The following is a 15791-nucleotide window of genomic DNA, read 5'->3' as shown; positions in this document are numbered from 1 at the left end:
CATTCGGCCTGTCCGCGTACAGTGCCATCGTGACCAATGCACGCGTGGAACCGGCAGGCTTCGACGACGAACTGGCACCGGAGCCGCCGCCCGGTGAGGGTTTCGAGGCCAGCTGGCCGGTGCGGACCGGCGACATCGATCCGAACAACCGACTGCGGTTCGACGGCGTTGCCCGCTACCTGCAGGACATCGGCACCGACAACCTCGATGCCACACCGTTGGGCAAGACCGATCCGATGTGGATCGTGCGACGCACCGTCATCGACGTCTTCGAGCCGATCCACTTCCCGGACCGCGTCCACATGCGGCGCTGGTGTTCCTCGATGTCCACGCGATGGTCCAACATGCGGGTGGCACTGACGACACCGAAGGGTGGGCGCATCGAGACCGAGGGCTTCTGGATCAACATCAGCAAGGACACCGGAATGCCGACCCGCATCAGTGACGGCGCACTGGAAATGCTGGGACGCACCACCGATCAGCACCGGTTGCGATGGAAGGCGTGGTTGACCGAGCCGGTGCAGGCCGAATCGCCGACCGACCTCGAATTTCCCTTGCGCGCAACCGATATCGATCCGTTCAACCACCTCAACAACGCTGTCTACTGGCATGCGATCGAGGAGTTGCTGGTGGACGTGCCCGAGCTGGCTGCCGCGCCGCACCGAGCCGTCATCGAATACCTGAGCCCGGTGTTGGCGAACGAGCGTGTCACTCTGCGCCACCGCTACGACGGAGGGGCGCTCACCGTCTGGTTCGTCGTCACAGGAGCGTCGGGCGAGCCGACGGTGCGCACCGTGGCCAAGGTCGCCGCCAGAGCCTGACGATCGAGCTTGCCGCGCGGCGTACGCGGCAGGCTGTCCACGACGGCAAGCACCACCGGCAGGCTGGGACCCGGCAGTACGGTGCGTAGGTGCCGGCGAATCCGAGCCACCGATATCGGATCGTTCTGCGCAACAACGACTCCGGCCGCAGGTTCCTCGCCGGTTCGGTCGTGGGGCAACCCGACCACCCCGGCCTCGAGCACACCGGGAACTGCGAGCAGGGCTGCCTCGATCGGAGTCAACTCCACCGTGAGACCGGCACGGACGATCGTCTCGCTGCCGCGGCCGCGCAAGGTCAGGCGACCGTCCTCGACCCTGCCGCGATCGCCGACCGTCATCCATCCGTAGTTGTCCGGACCGTTCGTCAGGGTCATGTGGTCTCCCACTCGGCTCAGATAGCCGTCGAACAGCATGTCGCTGCGGACGTACAGCAGCTCGTCCCTGATCTCGATCTCGACCCCGTCGAACACCTGCCCACTGATTTCTGCGCCATCGCGTTCACTTCGGTCGTAGGACACGAAACTCAGCTCGGACGCCCCGTAGAAGTGTGTCAGCCCAGCGTTGGGCAGTACCGCCGCCAGCGCTGCCCTACCCGATTCCGCCCACCGCGCCGCAGACGAGAGCACCTCACGGACACTCGCCGATCGCACTCCCGAACGAGCGATGTCCCAGGCAATGGTCGGGACCGAATACAGATGAGTCGCAGCATCTTCGAGCGCCGCTGCCGGCTCCCGCAGGTCGACCGTCGCACCCCGGGTCAGTCCGTGCAACGCACCGTAGAGGAAGTGCGTGTGATCGAGAGTGCCGGGCGCGGACACCCGATCCCCCGGACCGAGATCGAACAGGGCATCGGAGCGATCCAGCGTCGCCGCCCACGACGCCTGATTGCGCACGAACAACTTGGGCGGACCGGTGGTTCCGGAGGTGACGCCCACGAGCAACTCCGATTTCGGTGTGGGCGTGGCGATGATTTCGGTGGGCCCGAGCGCAAGACCGTCCGGTGCGACCACGTTGCCTGCACCCCAACCATGCAACCGCCCGTGCTGACGCGGATGCGCGACAATCAGCGAGGGCCGGCACACCGCCATGGCGTCGGCGAATTCACGAGCCAACAGATGTCGATGCAGCAGAACGACACTCACCCCGGCACGCATCGCCGCGACGACGACCACCAAGGACCCGATATCCGACGTCGGCAACACCGCGATGCGACTCGACCCCGCCAACGAGCCCGCGGTGCATTCCACCGCACCCCAGAATTCACGATAGGAGATCCCCCCGGTCGCATCGACGACCGCCGCCTCGGGACTGTCGGAATGCCGCGCTATCCGGGCGGCGAGCAACTCACTGGTCATCGTCTCTTCTCACGTCATCGTCATCCACACCGCGCGCAACGAGCGCGTCTCCCATGGCGTCGGCGGTACGGAGAGCACGCACCAGGACCGGGGTTGCCAGCGCCGTCATCGACCACTGCAGTCCCCGTGCCTTACGCGCCTGCGACACCTCCTGAACGATGGACGCGAGCAGCGGGATGCACCGAATGGCGAGGGCCAGGAGCAGTCCGATGCGATCCGGATCGACGCCGAAGCGTCGGACGGGACCGAGCGCCCTGGTGACGGTATCGAGCATGTCGGTCACCCGGGTGGTGAGGGTGACCAGAGACGCCAGAGCAACGGAGATCACCAGCACCCCACACACCACCACAGCGCGCTGCCAGGTAGTGATGATCACCTGGAACACACCGATGATCAACAGCATCCACAGCACCGGACGTAGTTGCGCCAGTGCCACTTTCGCCGGAATGCGAGCCACTGCGAACAACACCGCGACCAGCAGCGCCACCACACCTACTTCGAGCGGAGTGCGCGCGAAGATCACCGTCGCCAGGATCGCGACGATCAGTGCCAGCAACTTCGATCCCGGGCTCATCCGGTGCAGCAGCGAGGTCCCGGGCCGATAGAGACCGATCATCCGATCAGCTCTCGGTAGGCCGGAACGGCCGCGGCGGGAGCCCCGTCGAATGCGACACGCCCGTCGTCGATGACGATGACGCGCTCGAAGCTGTCCAACAGTGCCAGTTGGTGGGTCACGACGATGACTTGCTGATCCATCGAATCCAGAGCCTGCGCGACGACGCGGCCATTGCGCAGATCGAGCAGCGTTGTCGGTTCGTCCGCAACGACCACCTCCGGCCGTCGGATGAGGACCGCGCCGATGGCGAGCAGCTGCTTCTGTCCACCCGAGAGCAGGTGCGCCGGATGGTCGCGGTGCCGATCCAGACGGAACCGGACCAGAATTTCGTCCACCCGCTCGGCCACCTCGGCCTTGCTCAGGCCGGACCTGCGCAACGAGAACGCGAGATCCTCTGCGACCGTGGGCATCACGATCTGCGAATCGGGATCGGTGAACACGAAACCGACCTTCTTGCGAACCTGCGCACCCTTCTTCGCGGCATCGACGCCGTCGACCGTGACGCGGCCGGTATCGGGCTTGATCAGACCGTTGATCATCCGGGCGAGCGTCGACTTGCCCGAGCCGTTGGATCCGATGATGCCGATGCGCCGCTCGTCGAACTCGAGGTCGATGCCGCAGAGCACCTGCCGCTCCCCGAACGAGTGCGAAATGTTCTCGAACCTGACCGTACTCATACAACCTCGCTCATGTTGCCCGCTCCACCAGCATCGCTATCCCTTGCCCGCCGCCGATGGCGCAGGCCGCCAGGCCCAATGCCGGTCCTCCGGGTTGCAGCATTCGAGATGCCAACCGTACCAGTAGAATTGCGCCCGACGCTCCCCACGGGTGCCCCATGGCGATGGCCCCACCCTCCGGACAGATGCGACCTTCGTCGAGGCCCAATTCGTCCGAGACCGCGAGCACCACCGACGCGAACGCCTCGGTGATCTCGACGGTGTCGATATCGGCGATGCGCACCCCGGTGCGGGCGAGCAGTTTCTCGATCGCCGGCACCGGACCCAGTCCCGGAAGAGCCGGGTCGGACCCTGCGACCGCGCTACCGAGGATGCGCAACGCCGGCATCCCGGCTGCGCGCTCGGCCGTGGTGACGGCCAGAATCGCTGCGCCGTCGGATATTCCGCAGGAGTTGCCCGCGGTGACGGTACCGTCGGAGGTGAAGGTGGGGCGCAGCCTCCCGAGCCGCTGAGCGGTCATGTTGGGGCGGATACGCTCGTCGGTTGCGACGTCGTTCACGGTGACGATCTCGGCCGAGAAGTCGCAGACCGCTGCGCGCGCGAAAGACTGTGCCGCGTATGCATCTTGGCGTTCGCGCCCGATACCGCGGATTCGCGCGAGGTCGTCCGCCGCCACGCCCATGTCCGGGTCCGCGAAGCCGGGTGGCGCGAACGGCGCTCGCGTGTAGCGGACGGGTGCTTCACCGTCGACCGGTGGCCAGAATCGCCACGGACTGGTGCTGGCAGATTCGACGCCACCGGCCAGAATCAGTGTCTCGTCGCCGCTGCGGATGCGCGACGCGGCCTGCACGACGGCGTCGAGTCCGGATCCGCACTGCCGATCGACGGTGACACCTGGAACGTCGAGACCGAGACCCGCGAGCAGCGCCGAGACACGTGCGACGTCGCCGCCGGGACCGAGGCAGTTGCCGAGGATCACGTCGTCGATCGGGATGTCGAGTGAGTCGATCTCTGCCGCAACAGCTTTCAGCACAGGAGCGGCCAACTCGGGGGCGGTGACATCGGCGAAGCCATGCCCGGCGATACCGATTGCCGTGCGTTTCGCCGCAACGATGACGGGCGCATGCACAGCAGGGATCATCATTGCAGGGCCGTTCCCTGCAATGCCCCTCGCGCGATCTTGCCGCTCGTGGTGCGGGGCAACTGCTGCACCACCGTCCAGCGTCGCGGTAGTGCTTCCTTGGCCATGATGGCGCGGGCGTCGGCGCGGACGAGGTCGAGGTCGCGGGTTCCGTCGAGTTCGACTATGGCAGAGACTGTTTCGCCGAGAACCGCGTGCGGTGTGCCGATCGCTGCCGCAGCTCGGACGCCGTCGAGTGCGGTCAGGATGTTCTCCACGTCCTCGGCGATCACGGTGGTTCCGCCCACGTTGATCGCTGCATCCCCGCGGCCGTGGACGAGGAGTTCGGACCCGTTCAGTTCGGCCAGATCACCGACGCCGAACCAATCGCGCGCACCCAGTGCAGCGTACGGCGATCGAACGAACAGGTACCCGTCCTCGGTGCGTGCTTCGACGTCACGGAGCAGCCTCAGTGACGAGTGCTCGCCCACGACTCGTGCCGCCACCAGCGACAGCTCCGCCGAGCCGTAGTACTCGACCAGCCTGATGTCCTGCGCCGAGATCGTCTGCGCGGCAGCATCGTCGAGGCCGGCGCCGGCAGCGACGGCAACCCTCGCGCGAGGCATCCGGCGGAGGACGTCACGGAGTACCGCAGGCACCGCATGAACGGCAGTGGCCTGCGCAGGATCATCGGTGATGCACGCCCCCAGCCACAGTGCGTGCACCGCTGCGAACAGGTGCATCGTGGCGTGCAGCGGTCCGGTGATCAGCACGGTGTCGGACTGTCGGATACCGGAGATGGCGGTGAATTCGGGGAAGCTGTTTACCCACGACGCGACGGTGCGAGCGAGCGGTTTCGGGCGACCGGTGGAGCCCGACGTCGCCACCAGCAGGAACGCGTCGGGACTCTGCTCGTCGGCACGTTCCGGCCTGATGGCCGGATCCTCGACCCGCACCGCGCTGCCCTGCCTGGCCGCCGCGAACACACAGATCAACACCTCGGGCAGATCGAGCGTCGATGCATCGTGCACCGGGAGGTGAGGCCACTGCTCGACGGCTGCGTCGAGGTCCGTGTACGTGAGCACGCGACCCGCCCGGACGATCGCGGTGCCGTTGCCTCGACCTCCCAGCTCGAGGGTCACGCCTTGATCAGGCCCGGGTACGCACGGTGGACGCTCTTGGCGACGACGGTCGCGACGACGACTTTGGCGATGTCACCGGGCAGGAACGGTCCGTTGGACGTGACGGCGGCCCAGAGTCCGACGTCGGTGCGCAGAACGAGCCCGATGATGCCGAATGCGTAGACGACCAGGATTCCGCCGACCGCGTTGATCAGCAGGCCGAGCACGATCGTGTACTTGGGCAGGATTCGCGCAGTGAGCAGGCCGATCAGGAATGCAGCCGGGATCCAGCCGACGAGGTACCCGACGGTGGGCCCGGCCACCGCTGCGAGGCCGGTACGCCCGCCCGCCAGCAGCGGCAGACCGATCATCGTCAGGGCGAGAAACACCAGGACTGCCGCCGTGCCCTTGCGGGGTCCGAGGATGGCACCGGACAGGATGATGCCGAGGGTCTGCAGGGTGATGGGCACACCCGAGAATCCGACCGTGATGGATCCCGGCAGACCGAGCGCGGCGATGAGTGCTGCGAACACTGCGATCTGCGCCATGTCGCGGGCCGAGACGTTCATTCGCCCGACCTTACGGCTCGGCCGGCGAGTACTGCGGTCTACATCTGACACGGGTGGCTCCTCGAGGAGTGGGACGGTGACCTGCCCCAGAGACTTGAACGGCGTTCAAGGTAGCAGGCCAGCGGCCTGTGCCACACCGGCACGGTGTTGTTCAGAAGGGCGGAGGGTCGTATCGGGTGCGGTCGTACCGAACACGCGCATGGACGACACGACAGTGCTCGAGGTAGGCCCGCCTCTTCACCGCGAGCTTCTGCCTCTCGTTTTCCGTTGCTGCACAACGAAAGTCCTCGAGTGTCGGCGGTGCACACCCGCTGTACTCGAGCTCCCAACGGGTGGGTTCGGCCGGACTCGCCCCTGGCCGAGCCGAAGCCCTTCGCCGTCGACGGGAGGGCCGGGGGGTTGCGATGCACAACTCCGGCAACGTGACCCTGCGCAGACCGACAGAGTTCGACCACAGAATGGCCCCTCCGGCGAGCATCACCGCCGACCACGCCCCCGAGGTCTTCGCCTGATGATGGAACACGCACACCGGCTGAAGATTGGTCACGATCGTCCAACCGCCGCGCTCAGGATCACCGTGATCGAACGGAACCAGATGATCGATCTGGCACCGAGCCGACGGCACGTCGCAATTCGGAAACGTACAGGTGCGATAGGCAGCCCTAACGAACGCGACGACGCGGGCACCGGGCCGATACGTCACCGCCGACTGCGACGGAGCCGATTCGCCGCCATGACCGTCGGGAAAGATGCCGCGAGCACGCTCGGGCTGATCGGCAATCCACGCAAGCCACCGTGCGACGAGCCCGTCACGGACAGACTCCTCCCCCAGTATCGGATTCACGGGTGGGCAACAGTGGGCATCCACGAGACGCGCGGACGGAAGCTCGGCGGCACCACGCACCCGGCCCATGCCGACGACCCGACGCGAAAGCGGCGGAGCCGTCGAGAACGGCCCGAACGGACCCGACACCGAACCAGACACATCGCCGCTGCGGGAGTCGGCACGGCCAGGGCCGAAGCCCCCATCACCGTTCGACTTCCCGCGGCCGGAGTCCGAACCACCATCGGGGCGTTCCGGGGCCGGTCCGTGGGGGCTGCACGTGCTGCCACGACCGTCCGGGCCACCATCGTCTGGACCACCGTCATCGGGGCCATCATCGTCCGGACCGCCGTCATCGGGGCCACCGCTACCCTGGCCGTCGTCATCCGGGCCATCGTCGTTCGATCCGTCGTCGCCCGAATTTCTCTGTTCGGGTTTCAGCATCTCGACCAGCTCGGTGAGCAGCGCCTGCCATTTCGCGTCCGTGGCAACGATGCGCGCCACTTCGGGGTCGATGGGCGTGCCGTCGGCGAGGGTTGCGGGCTCCGAGGACAGTCCCAGCAGCGTCTCCACCGCCACCACGATCTGGAGGAGATGCCCGCGTCGAGGAGGGATATCGTCGGCAGCGCCGGCCACCGGGCAGTCGTCGCCGCGATCGCACTGACACACCAGTGAATGCTCGCCGTGCAGCAACGCCATCAGACCCGCGGCCCGCAGCGTGCCCGTCGATCGTGGGTCGCGCTTGCAGACCGTCCCGACGATCTCGACGATGAGGGCGTCCGCTTCGGCTGCTTCGAGATCGGTGATCTTCGCGATGAGCGACGCGATCCCACCCGGACCGGTGCGGTCGATTCGCACACCGACCTCCTCGGACTTCGCGGTCTCTCGGGCAGCTGCGGCTCCGACCGGATCGGCTTTCATCCACAGCCGCCAGATCCGGTTGCGCAACGCCTGCGGACGCATTCGGCCACCCGCCGCACAGACCTCGTGCTCGATTGCCGCAATCACCTCGTCACCGGCGCGGTGCAGCACCGAGGTGATCGTGACCACCGTCGACCAGTCGAAGCTGCCGGTCACGAAACGTAAGGCGGTCAACGGCATTCGATGCAGACGCTCCGCGACATCGTGCACAACGGACGCATCGCGACACGTTCCGGTCATCGTCACGGCGAGATCGCACAGGGCACCGCGGACGGTCTCGCCCGGATCTCCGCCGTCGGCTTCGGCTGCTTCGAGGCGCATCTCGAGCACGTCGCAGTACGCAAGCACGGTCGCCGCCCTAGCAAGGTTCTCGTTGACACGGTTGAGTGCAATGACGTCGAGAAAGCCCGCGATACAGTCGTCGACCGGCGGCGTCTGCGCCACCCCCACCCACCGTTATCGAACATGCATTCGATAGTACGAGAGGGGTCCGACAAGAAAATCCGACGAACAACCCGAGCCGTAGCGGTACAACTACAACCGTGGCCGGCTACACGATTCGCGAGATCCGCCCAGGCGACGAAGAACAGCTCGGTGCAGCGCACGTGGCGATCTGGAAAGCGACGTACGCGGGAATGATGAACAGAGCCAAGCTCGATGCAATCCGCCCTCGCGACCGCATCGAACGATGGGAGCAGATCATCGCCCGCCGCGACGAGCAGTCGAGCCGCGGCGTGCGGACCCGCTGCGCCGTCGACACCAGTAGTTCACGCATCGTCGGTTTCGCCACCGGCGGACCACCACGCGACGACGATCCGCCGGCACCGACCGAACTGTGGTCACTGAACGTCGTGCCCGAGCACCACGGCACCGGAGTCGCAACAGAACTCATGGCCACCGTCGTCGACCGGGAGGCATCGACATACCTATGGGTGGCAGCGGCCAACGATCGTGCGGTGGCGTTCTACCGCAAACATCGATTCGAGCTGGACGGCACCGAGAAATTCGACCCGATCTGGGAGTGCCTCGAAGCCCGCATGGTCAGGGCTTGACCGGCGGCTCTCGTCTGGACTCGTCGGGGTCGAGTTTCTCGGGGTTCAGGACCACCTCGGCCACCACCGGAGTCGTCTCGACGGTCGCATCGCCGTACCGAACGGCCACCGTGTTCGGCAGGAACGCCTCCAGCGCACGCGGGGTGAGCCACCACAGCAGTGCCGCGAACAGGATCAGAATGTTGATCCACTGCAGAACGGTCGCCGAATTCTCGGATGGAATCACTCGATCGAACACCTGGATGTTCATCACCAGTCCGTGGACGGCGATCAACACCCACAGCCGCCGGTAGCGGTAGAACACCCAGACCGCCGCGGCACCCCAGCACAATGCCCACAGAAATCCGCCGCCACCGAAGTACATGTAGAGGAGGCCTCGCATCGTCGCCGACAACGCCATGATTGCCCAGATCGGGAGCCGGCCCACGAGCAGCAACACCGGTAGCGCCACCAGAATCGGCTCCTCGCGTAGGCCCACGGTGAGAGCCGAAACTACTGCGAGCCAATCGGATTCGACCGAGGCCGGAACCGAGAAGCTGAATCGGACGATGTCCATGCGAGACAAGACGAGCAGCGCAGCAGACGCGGCACCGATCGCCGCGCACCAGGTGAGCGCGGCCTCGAGCGCAGTGCCGCGACGCATCGGCCACACCGCGGGCAACGTGCGACGACGAACGAAATACACCGCAGCGATTGCCGCCGCCCCTACCGCCACCTGCACCAGACCGACCGCAAGGTCCATCCATTGATCCGACAACGTGAGTACGGGCGCAGGTGCATTCGGCTCGCGGAAACGCCACAGCGCACCCACCAGGCCGATGAAGTAGACGACGCCCCAACCGGCCACCAGGCACAGAATCATCACCGTAGTACCGGTTGCAGTCAGGCCTCGCCGGCGCGAGTGAGCCATGGCATTCGCATCAAGACTGCTCGCCACCAGGTCACCACCATCCACTCAGCACCGCATCGCCTGTTATCGAACAGCTGTCGACCCCCGGACCTGTTTATCACGGGGGGACCGAAAATTCAGTACCGTCGCGGGGATGTGAGTCACCGTCGACCATCGCGGTCCGGTGTGTCGGTCGAATCCTCGCGTCCGAAAATGTCGTCGCGCAACTCCCCGACAATTGCTCGCCTGCCGGTGGCGCGCCGCGAGTCCCATACGTCCACCACAGCGAGGACCATCAGGACACAACCGAGTGGTCCGCCCTGGAACCAGAACACCCGCAGGTCCCAGAAGAACAGCGCCAAGACTGCCCCGACGACCATCATGACGATGCTGCGCGCATCGGTTACCCGAAATTTTCCTGCCCTCATGACCCATCCTTTCCTCGAGTCGACCGGGGCCGACGTCACACCAGGTTCATCTCGATGGCCGCATCTGCGACCAGCAGCGCACCCACGACGAGCAGCACCGTTCCCACCATGTCCTGGCTCCAGCGTTGGACGCGGTGCATCAGACGCCGCTGAAGCGACGGAAACTGTTGCGATGCAGCCACTCTGACGGTTAGCAGAAGCAGAGCAGGCAGCAGGGTGATGAGTACGTAGACCGCGAGAATCGAGACCGAGAACGCCCGTCCCCGGCCGGACGCGGCCACCGCGTCGATCGCGGCGACGTAAGGCAGCATCGTCGCCACCTCGACCGTGCCCACTGCAACAGCGAGGAGGGCCACCCCTCGAGCGCTCGCCGGTGCCCGCATCCACCACGTAGCGCTCGGGTGTCGACGTCGCCGATCGCAGACGAGGCCCGCAACCAGAACGACCACACCCACTGTCATCCGCACCCACGCATTTCCGGGCACGGCATGGGCCATGGACGTAAGGGTCACGTCTTCGAGCAGCGTCAGCAGCATGAGCCCGACCCCGAGATAAAGCAGCCCCAGCACGCCGAGGTGCACCAGTACCACTCGAACTCGAAATGACGGCCGCAGCATCATCCAGAGCGGAACCGCAAGGGTCCCGACGCCGATGCTGTCCACCAGCGCGAGTCCGGTCAGCTGTATTGACACAGCTGTACCGTAACAGGATTTCAGTACAAGTGTGTGAAAACGATTTGCTCGTGCTAGAACAGACCGATGCCGAAGATCGTCGACCACGATGCGCGCCGGGCGGAGATCGTCGCCGCCGTATGGCGCGTCATCGAACGAGCAGGAATGGACGGGGCGACGGTACGCAGCGTCGCCGCCGAAGCCGGCGTGTCCCCCGGATCACTGCGGTACTACTTCTCCGACCAAGGAGAACTCGTCCTGTTCGCGGCCGAGGCCATGACGCAACGCGTCGTAACGCGGCTGGAGGCCCACTCCACCGAGGGCGACGGCCTGGCGCGAGCTATCCGCGTCCTCGAAGAAATGCTGCCACTCGACGAGGACCGCCGCGCCGAGGCGTCGGTGTGGCTCGAAGCGATCGTGCGAGCCAGAGTCGACGAACGACTCTCCGCCCTCAAGACGGCCGGGTGGTTCGGCAGCCGGTATCTGTGCCGACTCGCGTGGGCACACCTGCACGACCTCGATCGACCGAACTCCCCCGCCTTCACCTTCGACACCGCCACGGACGAACGTGCAGCAGCCGAACTGCACGCCTTCGTCGACGGACTGACGTTGCAGGCAGTGACATATCCCGAGCAACTCGCGACCGAAGAGGTCCGTCGAATGCTGCGGGACCACCTGAAGACGCGGCTCTAGGCCCTCTTCGCAGCCGCGACGAATCCGGCCCGATCCGTTACTCGAGGTAACGTCGATGGGATGCATGTGTCCGACCGCCTCACCGACCACGTTCCCCAGCGCTGGCTCGAGCCCCTCGTCAAGCACGCCGAGGCCCTCAAGTTCCTCATCGTCGGAGCGATCACCTTCGTCGTCACCGTCGTACTGTTCTTCGGCCTGAAGTGGACGATCCTGCAGGACAAGCCGGTGACAGCGAACGTTCTGGCCGTGCTGATCGCGACGATCGTGTCGTACATCCTCAACCGGGAATGGTCGTTCACAGCACGCGGCGGACGACGTCGCCACCACGAGGCAGCGCTGTTCTTCGCCGTCGCCGGAACCGGCCTGGCAATCAACCAGCTACCGCTGTGGGTGTCGAGTTACATGCTGGATCTGCGGTCGCCGAACGTGTCCTTCCTCACCGAGAACATCGCCGACTTCGTCAGCGGGTCCATCATCGGCACGTTGCTGGCAACCGCTTTCCGATGGTGGGCGATGCGCAAGTTCGTCTTCCCGGAGCAGGTGGACGTTCTTCCCGATCCCGCCGCCCTGACCGTTTACGGTGGACGGCATGGCGACCACTAGGACCCTCGTGCTGATGAGGCACGGCAAATCCGGCTACCCCGACGGAGTACCGGATCACGAACGCCCCCTGGCCGCCCGCGGCCAACGCGAGGCGGCGCTCGCGGGAGCCTGGATCGGCGAGCACGTCGGCACAGTCGACGCAGTGCTGTGCTCGACGGCTCTGCGCACCCGCGAGACCCTGGCTGCTACCGGTCTCGGCGACTTACCCACCCGCTTCGAGCGAGACATCTACGGCGGATCCGCCGACGAGATCATCGACGAGATCCGGTTGGCCGACACCTACTTCGACGACGTGACGGTATCGACCTTGCTGGTCGTCGGGCACGAACCCGGAATCCCCTGGACCGCACTCGAACTGGCGGCCGACGACGACACCGACCTGGCCCGCGAGGTGCGACACCGCTTTCCCACATCGGCCATCGCAGTGCTGACCACCGAGGCGTCCTGGGCAGAGTTGGCCGCAGGCTCGGCAACCATCACAGAGTTCTGCATCCCGCGCGCCGATCAGTGATCAGTGCTTGTCGGTAGTCAGCGACGCCCGGCGTAGAGGTACCGAACTCCGCCTGCTGCGATGAGAAGCAGCAGGAACGCGGGGAACCCGAGCAGCCACCAGACCAGTCCCGCTACCGCCAGTACTGGCACGGCGGCGATCAATGCGATGCCGGGGTTCTCGCGCACCGTCTCCAACGCGGACTGTGCGTGCACTCTGTCGATCTTCTTGCCTGCCATCGTCGACTCCCGAATTTCGTATGTCCTGTATGCGTAATTCCACAGTAGCGCGTTCGGCTACGACTTTCGGTGGAGCGCCGCGTCGTACCTTCGGCCGAACCACCAGGTACGACGCCTCCGCGGGGGTATCGCAGCGGCGTCCGCTGCGGTGAGATCGGGTCCATGAACAATCCGATTCTGCTGACGATCGCGATCTGCGAGGTCGGCTTCTGGGTTCTGGTGATCGGTGGCCTGTGCCTGCGTTACGTGGCACGCATGCGACGCGCCAGCACCGTCACCCTGGCTCTGCTCCCGGTCCTCGATGTCGTCCTCGTCGCCGCGGTGGCACTCGACCTGCACCGCGGCGGCGACGTCGAATTTGCGCATCGCCTCGCGGGGATCTACCTCGGCTGGACGGTCGTGTTCGCGCACTCCACCGTGGCCTGGCTCGATGTACGCTTCGCGCACCGATTCGCCGGCGGACCTGCACCGGTCAAGCCCCCGAAGACCGGCCCGCGGGCCTACCGCAACGAGATTCGGGGATTCGTGAAATGGCTGTGCGCCGCCGCCATCGCGCTGGTGATCACCTACGCATTGGCCTACACCGTGGCAGACTCGGAGCAGGCAGCAGCGCTGAAGACCGTGATCCAGCCACTGGGCGTCATCACGTTCTTCTGGTTCGTCACCGGACCGCTGTGGGTGCTGGGTTCCAAAACTGCGGGTACGAAGAGCTCGAGCTCGAAAGATGCGGCAGGAGAACGGAGTCGACTCTGATGCTGGGTGATTCCCGGGTACCGGGCTTTCACCGCGTAGTGCGCACGTTTCGCCCGTCCTGGCGGCCGCGCAATCCCGTGGTACTGCCGATCGAAATGCTCCTGGCCACTCTCTTCTACGCCGGATTCCAACTCTCCACCGGCACCGTCGGTGACACCCGGGACGAACTGGTCAGCAGCCCACCCCTGATCGCAGTGAGTGTCGTTGCCCTGCTGGCGATGACCGCGGTGACGTGCGTGCGCCGATCCTTTCCCGTCACGGCATACCTGTCGGTGGTGGCGATCAGCGTCGCGCTCATTCTCGTCCTGCCGGACCGGACTCTCGGGTTCACCCCGCTGTACTGGTTCGCCATCGTCGCCTTGGCAATTCGGGTGACCGGGCCACGCCTGTTCGCCCCCATCGCCGTCGGGCTGATTCTCGAAATCGCAGTCAGCGTCGACACCCGCCTGTCCTACCCGGATGCCGCGGCCGGCCCCGGAGGCACGATCGGCGTGGTCGCCGAACAGATCGCGAACCTCGCCATCAACTACACGGTGCTCATCGCACTGGGCAAGTACATCGCACGAAACCGCGCGCAGGAACTCGAGAGCGAGGCCGCCCTGGGCCGAGCCGAACTCGAACACCGGCAACAGCTGAACGCAGCCCTGGACAACGAACGAAGAGCCATGGCACGCGAACTACACGACGTCGCAGCCCACCACCTGACCGGCATGCTCATCCAAGCCAAGGCAACCAAGACACTCATCACGAGCAACCCCGAGGAGGCACGCGAACTACTCACCGGCGCAATCGATCACGGCCAACGGACCCTCGACAGCCTACGCCAGATCGTCGGCATACTGCGCCCAAGCGAGACGAACAACAGCGCTCCGCAGCCGATGATCGCCGACCTTCCCGAACTGATCGAGCAGTCACGAATGTCGTTCGGGCGCATCGACACGAGCATCCTCGCAGACAGCGACGACACCGACAGCGCGGTGCAGTTGACGTGCTATCGCGTCGTTCAGGAATCGCTGTCCAACGCCCGACGCCATGCGCCGAACTGCGATGTCTACGTCGAGGTATCCAACCTAAACTCGGCCATCGAGGTGACCGTCACCAACACGCTCACGCCGGACAGCTCCGAGCTGCGCGAGTCCTCGGGTCAGGGGTTCGGCATCCCCGGAATGCGTGAGCGCACCGCACTACTCGGCGGCACCCTCGATGCAGGATCGTCCGACGACCGAGCGACGTGGACCGTGCGTGCTCGACTACCTGTCGGCGGAAAGATCTCTCGACCACAGGAGATGCCGGCATGATCACCGTACTCATCGCGGACGATCAGCCCGTCGTTCGGCAGGGATTCGAGCTGTTCCTCGCCGGCCATCCCGACATCGAGGTCGTCGGGCACGCGAGCTCGGGAAGGCATGCCGTGCAGCAGGTGTCGGCACTGCGACCGGACGTCGTACTGATGGACATCAGGATGCCGGACGGCGACGGACTGACCGCAACGCGCGAGATACTGGCACAGTTCGAGGCCGTTCGCGTCATCGTCGTCACCACGTTCGACCTCGACGAGTACGTGTTCGCAGCTCTCGACAGCGGAGCGTCCGGCTTCCTGCTCAAGGACGCCGACCCCGACGAACTCGCCGACGCGGTGGTCACCGTCGCCGACGGCGGAGCGGTCCTCTCTCCACGACTGACCCCGCGCTTGATGACAGAGTTCGCTCGCCGGGGCAGGCCGAGTCGAACCACTCCCGTTGCACCGCAACACGACCTGAGTCTGCGCGAAATGGAAGTGGTTCGACTACTTGCGGAGGGACTGGGCAACAACGAGATCGCCCGTTCACTGCAGGTTGAACAGAGCACCGTCAAGACCCACATCGGCAACATCTGCCGCAAACTCGAGGTCAATACCCGAGTGCACGTGGTGATCTGGGCCTACCGCAACGGCATCGCGACCTAGGTCTT

19 protein-coding genes are annotated in these 15791 nt (G+C 65.6%); 8 read left to right on the top strand and 11 right to left on the bottom strand.

Annotated features, from left to right (window positions below; translation table 11 throughout):
- The first annotated feature begins 29 nt into the window (after positions 1 to 29).
- Positions 30 to 821, top strand: a complete 792-nt coding sequence (locus tag NY08_RS23305) for an acyl-[acyl-carrier-protein] thioesterase (RefSeq protein ID WP_371828352.1) — start codon at positions 30 to 32, stop codon at positions 819 to 821.
- Here NY08_RS23305 and NY08_RS23300 read toward each other — a convergent pair.
- From NY08_RS23300 to NY08_RS25335, 7 genes are all read right to left on the bottom strand, one after another.
- On the bottom strand, positions 725 to 2176 hold the full coding sequence (locus NY08_RS23300) for an AMP-binding protein (protein WP_045199068.1): 1452 nt from the start codon (positions 2174 to 2176) through the stop codon (positions 725 to 727). The two genes, NY08_RS23305 and NY08_RS23300, sit on opposite strands and share 97 nt — an antisense overlap.
- Complete coding sequence (locus NY08_RS23295) at positions 2166 to 2792, bottom strand: energy-coupling factor transporter transmembrane component T family protein (protein ID WP_045199066.1); 627 nt, start codon at positions 2790 to 2792, stop codon at positions 2166 to 2168. Before NY08_RS23295 ends, NY08_RS23300 begins: the two co-directional genes overlap by 11 nt.
- A complete protein-coding gene (locus NY08_RS23290; protein ID WP_032393986.1) occupies positions 2789 to 3469 on the bottom strand; it encodes an energy-coupling factor ABC transporter ATP-binding protein in 681 nt (226 codons plus the stop codon). The genes NY08_RS23295 and NY08_RS23290 overlap by 4 nt, the downstream gene beginning before the upstream one ends.
- 10 nt (positions 3470 to 3479) lie before the next feature.
- Positions 3480 to 4613: a thiolase family protein gene (locus tag NY08_RS23285; RefSeq protein ID WP_144407419.1), complete on the bottom strand. Its 1134-nt coding sequence runs from the start codon at positions 4611 to 4613 to the stop codon at positions 3480 to 3482.
- Positions 4610 to 5731 (bottom strand): AMP-binding protein, encoded by a 1122-nt coding sequence (locus NY08_RS23280; protein WP_045199063.1) that lies wholly within the window; start codon positions 5729 to 5731, stop codon positions 4610 to 4612. The genes NY08_RS23285 and NY08_RS23280 overlap by 4 nt, the downstream gene beginning before the upstream one ends.
- Positions 5728 to 6279 carry a biotin transporter BioY gene (locus tag NY08_RS23275; protein ID WP_200893149.1) on the bottom strand — a complete coding sequence of 184 codons (552 nt, stop codon included), beginning with the start codon at positions 6277 to 6279 and terminating at the stop codon, positions 5728 to 5730. The genes NY08_RS23280 and NY08_RS23275 overlap by 4 nt, the downstream gene beginning before the upstream one ends.
- A 151-nt stretch (positions 6280 to 6430) precedes the next feature.
- Complete coding sequence (locus tag NY08_RS25335; RefSeq protein WP_052683921.1) at positions 6431 to 8467, bottom strand: HNH endonuclease signature motif containing protein; 2037 nt, start codon at positions 8465 to 8467, stop codon at positions 6431 to 6433.
- Positions 8468 to 8565: 98 nt separating this feature from the next.
- On the opposite strand from NY08_RS25335, the gene NY08_RS23265 reads away from it, so the two are divergent.
- Positions 8566 to 9075, top strand: coding sequence for a GNAT family N-acetyltransferase (locus NY08_RS23265; protein WP_045199061.1), 510 nt, complete (start codon positions 8566 to 8568; stop codon positions 9073 to 9075).
- Here NY08_RS23265 and NY08_RS23260 read toward each other — a convergent pair.
- From NY08_RS23260 to NY08_RS23250, 3 genes are all read right to left on the bottom strand, one after another.
- Positions 9065 to 9985, bottom strand: coding sequence for a CPBP family intramembrane glutamic endopeptidase (locus NY08_RS23260; protein WP_045201034.1), 921 nt, complete (start codon positions 9983 to 9985; stop codon positions 9065 to 9067). The genes NY08_RS23265 and NY08_RS23260 overlap by 11 nt on opposite strands.
- A gap of 140 nt (positions 9986 to 10125) precedes the next feature.
- Positions 10126 to 10392: a hypothetical protein gene (locus NY08_RS23255; RefSeq protein ID WP_045201033.1), complete on the bottom strand. Its 267-nt coding sequence runs from the start codon at positions 10390 to 10392 to the stop codon at positions 10126 to 10128.
- A 35-nt stretch (positions 10393 to 10427) separates the two neighbouring features.
- Entirely contained in the window at positions 10428 to 11084 is a 657-nt protein-coding gene (locus NY08_RS23250) for a GAP family protein (protein ID WP_045199060.1), read from the bottom strand.
- Between the two features lie 66 nt (positions 11085 to 11150).
- Here NY08_RS23250 and NY08_RS23245 point away from each other — a divergent pair, with 66 nt between their 5' ends.
- Genes NY08_RS23245 through NY08_RS23235 form a run of 3 tightly spaced genes read left to right on the top strand, consistent with a single transcriptional unit; the run spans position 11151 to position 12870 of the window.
- Positions 11151 to 11756, top strand: coding sequence for a TetR/AcrR family transcriptional regulator (locus NY08_RS23245; protein ID WP_045199059.1), 606 nt, complete (start codon positions 11151 to 11153; stop codon positions 11754 to 11756).
- 60 nt (positions 11757 to 11816) lie between these two features.
- Entirely contained in the window at positions 11817 to 12359 is a 543-nt protein-coding gene (locus NY08_RS23240; protein WP_032393981.1) for a GtrA family protein, read from the top strand.
- On the top strand, positions 12346 to 12870 hold the full coding sequence (locus tag NY08_RS23235; protein WP_032394193.1) for a SixA phosphatase family protein: 525 nt from the start codon (positions 12346 to 12348) through the stop codon (positions 12868 to 12870). Before NY08_RS23240 ends, NY08_RS23235 begins: the two co-directional genes overlap by 14 nt.
- 17 nt (positions 12871 to 12887) lie before the next feature.
- On the opposite strand, the gene NY08_RS23230 is transcribed toward NY08_RS23235, so the two are convergent.
- Positions 12888 to 13088: a hypothetical protein gene (locus tag NY08_RS23230; RefSeq protein ID WP_032393980.1), complete on the bottom strand. Its 201-nt coding sequence runs from the start codon at positions 13086 to 13088 to the stop codon at positions 12888 to 12890.
- Between the two features lie 162 nt (positions 13089 to 13250).
- Between NY08_RS23230 and NY08_RS23225 the strand changes: the two genes are divergently transcribed.
- From NY08_RS23225 to NY08_RS23215, 3 genes are read left to right on the top strand one after another with little or no spacing between them, the layout of a single operon-like run.
- A complete protein-coding gene (locus NY08_RS23225) occupies positions 13251 to 13841 on the top strand; it encodes a hypothetical protein (RefSeq protein WP_052683919.1) in 591 nt (196 codons plus the stop codon).
- Positions 13841 to 15139 carry a sensor histidine kinase gene (locus tag NY08_RS23220; protein ID WP_052683918.1) on the top strand — a complete coding sequence of 433 codons (1299 nt, stop codon included), beginning with the start codon at positions 13841 to 13843 and terminating at the stop codon, positions 15137 to 15139. The genes NY08_RS23225 and NY08_RS23220 overlap by 1 nt, the downstream gene beginning before the upstream one ends.
- Positions 15136 to 15786 carry a response regulator transcription factor gene (locus tag NY08_RS23215; protein ID WP_045199058.1) on the top strand — a complete coding sequence of 217 codons (651 nt, stop codon included), beginning with the start codon at positions 15136 to 15138 and terminating at the stop codon, positions 15784 to 15786. Before NY08_RS23220 ends, NY08_RS23215 begins: the two co-directional genes overlap by 4 nt.
- Positions 15787 to 15791 lie beyond the last annotated feature (5 nt).

The organism is Rhodococcus sp. B7740 (genome assembly GCF_000954115.1).
Lineage (GTDB): Bacteria > Actinomycetota > Actinomycetes > Mycobacteriales > Mycobacteriaceae > Rhodococcoides.
The sequence above is the reverse complement of the archived record's forward strand: the minus strand, read 5'-3'. Positions and strand labels throughout refer to the sequence as shown.

Coding starts and splice junctions, on each gene's coding strand:
- NY08_RS23275 (WP_200893149.1), bottom strand. CDS start 6,279: ATGAACGTCTCGGCCCGCGACATGGCGCAGATCGCAGTGTTCGCAGCA.
- NY08_RS23215 (WP_045199058.1), top strand. CDS start 15,136: ATGATCACCGTACTCATCGCGGACGATCAGCCCGTCGTTCGGCAGGGA.
- NY08_RS23260 (WP_045201034.1), bottom strand. CDS start 9,985: ATGGCTCACTCGCGCCGGCGAGGCCTGACTGCAACCGGTACTACGGTG.
- NY08_RS23220 (WP_052683918.1), top strand. CDS start 13,841: ATGCTGGGTGATTCCCGGGTACCGGGCTTTCACCGCGTAGTGCGCACG.
- NY08_RS23245 (WP_045199059.1), top strand. CDS start 11,151: ATGCCGAAGATCGTCGACCACGATGCGCGCCGGGCGGAGATCGTCGCC.
- NY08_RS23285 (WP_144407419.1), bottom strand. CDS start 4,613: ATGATGATCCCTGCTGTGCATGCGCCCGTCATCGTTGCGGCGAAACGC.
- NY08_RS23225 (WP_052683919.1), top strand. CDS start 13,251: ATGAACAATCCGATTCTGCTGACGATCGCGATCTGCGAGGTCGGCTTC.
- NY08_RS23240 (WP_032393981.1), top strand. CDS start 11,817: ATGCATGTGTCCGACCGCCTCACCGACCACGTTCCCCAGCGCTGGCTC.
- NY08_RS23255 (WP_045201033.1), bottom strand. CDS start 10,392: ATGAGGGCAGGAAAATTTCGGGTAACCGATGCGCGCAGCATCGTCATG.
- NY08_RS23295 (WP_045199066.1), bottom strand. CDS start 2,792: ATGATCGGTCTCTATCGGCCCGGGACCTCGCTGCTGCACCGGATGAGC.
- NY08_RS23230 (WP_032393980.1), bottom strand. CDS start 13,088: ATGGCAGGCAAGAAGATCGACAGAGTGCACGCACAGTCCGCGTTGGAG.
- NY08_RS23235 (WP_032394193.1), top strand. CDS start 12,346: ATGGCGACCACTAGGACCCTCGTGCTGATGAGGCACGGCAAATCCGGC.
- NY08_RS23290 (WP_032393986.1), bottom strand. CDS start 3,469: ATGAGTACGGTCAGGTTCGAGAACATTTCGCACTCGTTCGGGGAGCGG.
- NY08_RS23300 (WP_045199068.1), bottom strand. CDS start 2,176: ATGACCAGTGAGTTGCTCGCCGCCCGGATAGCGCGGCATTCCGACAGT.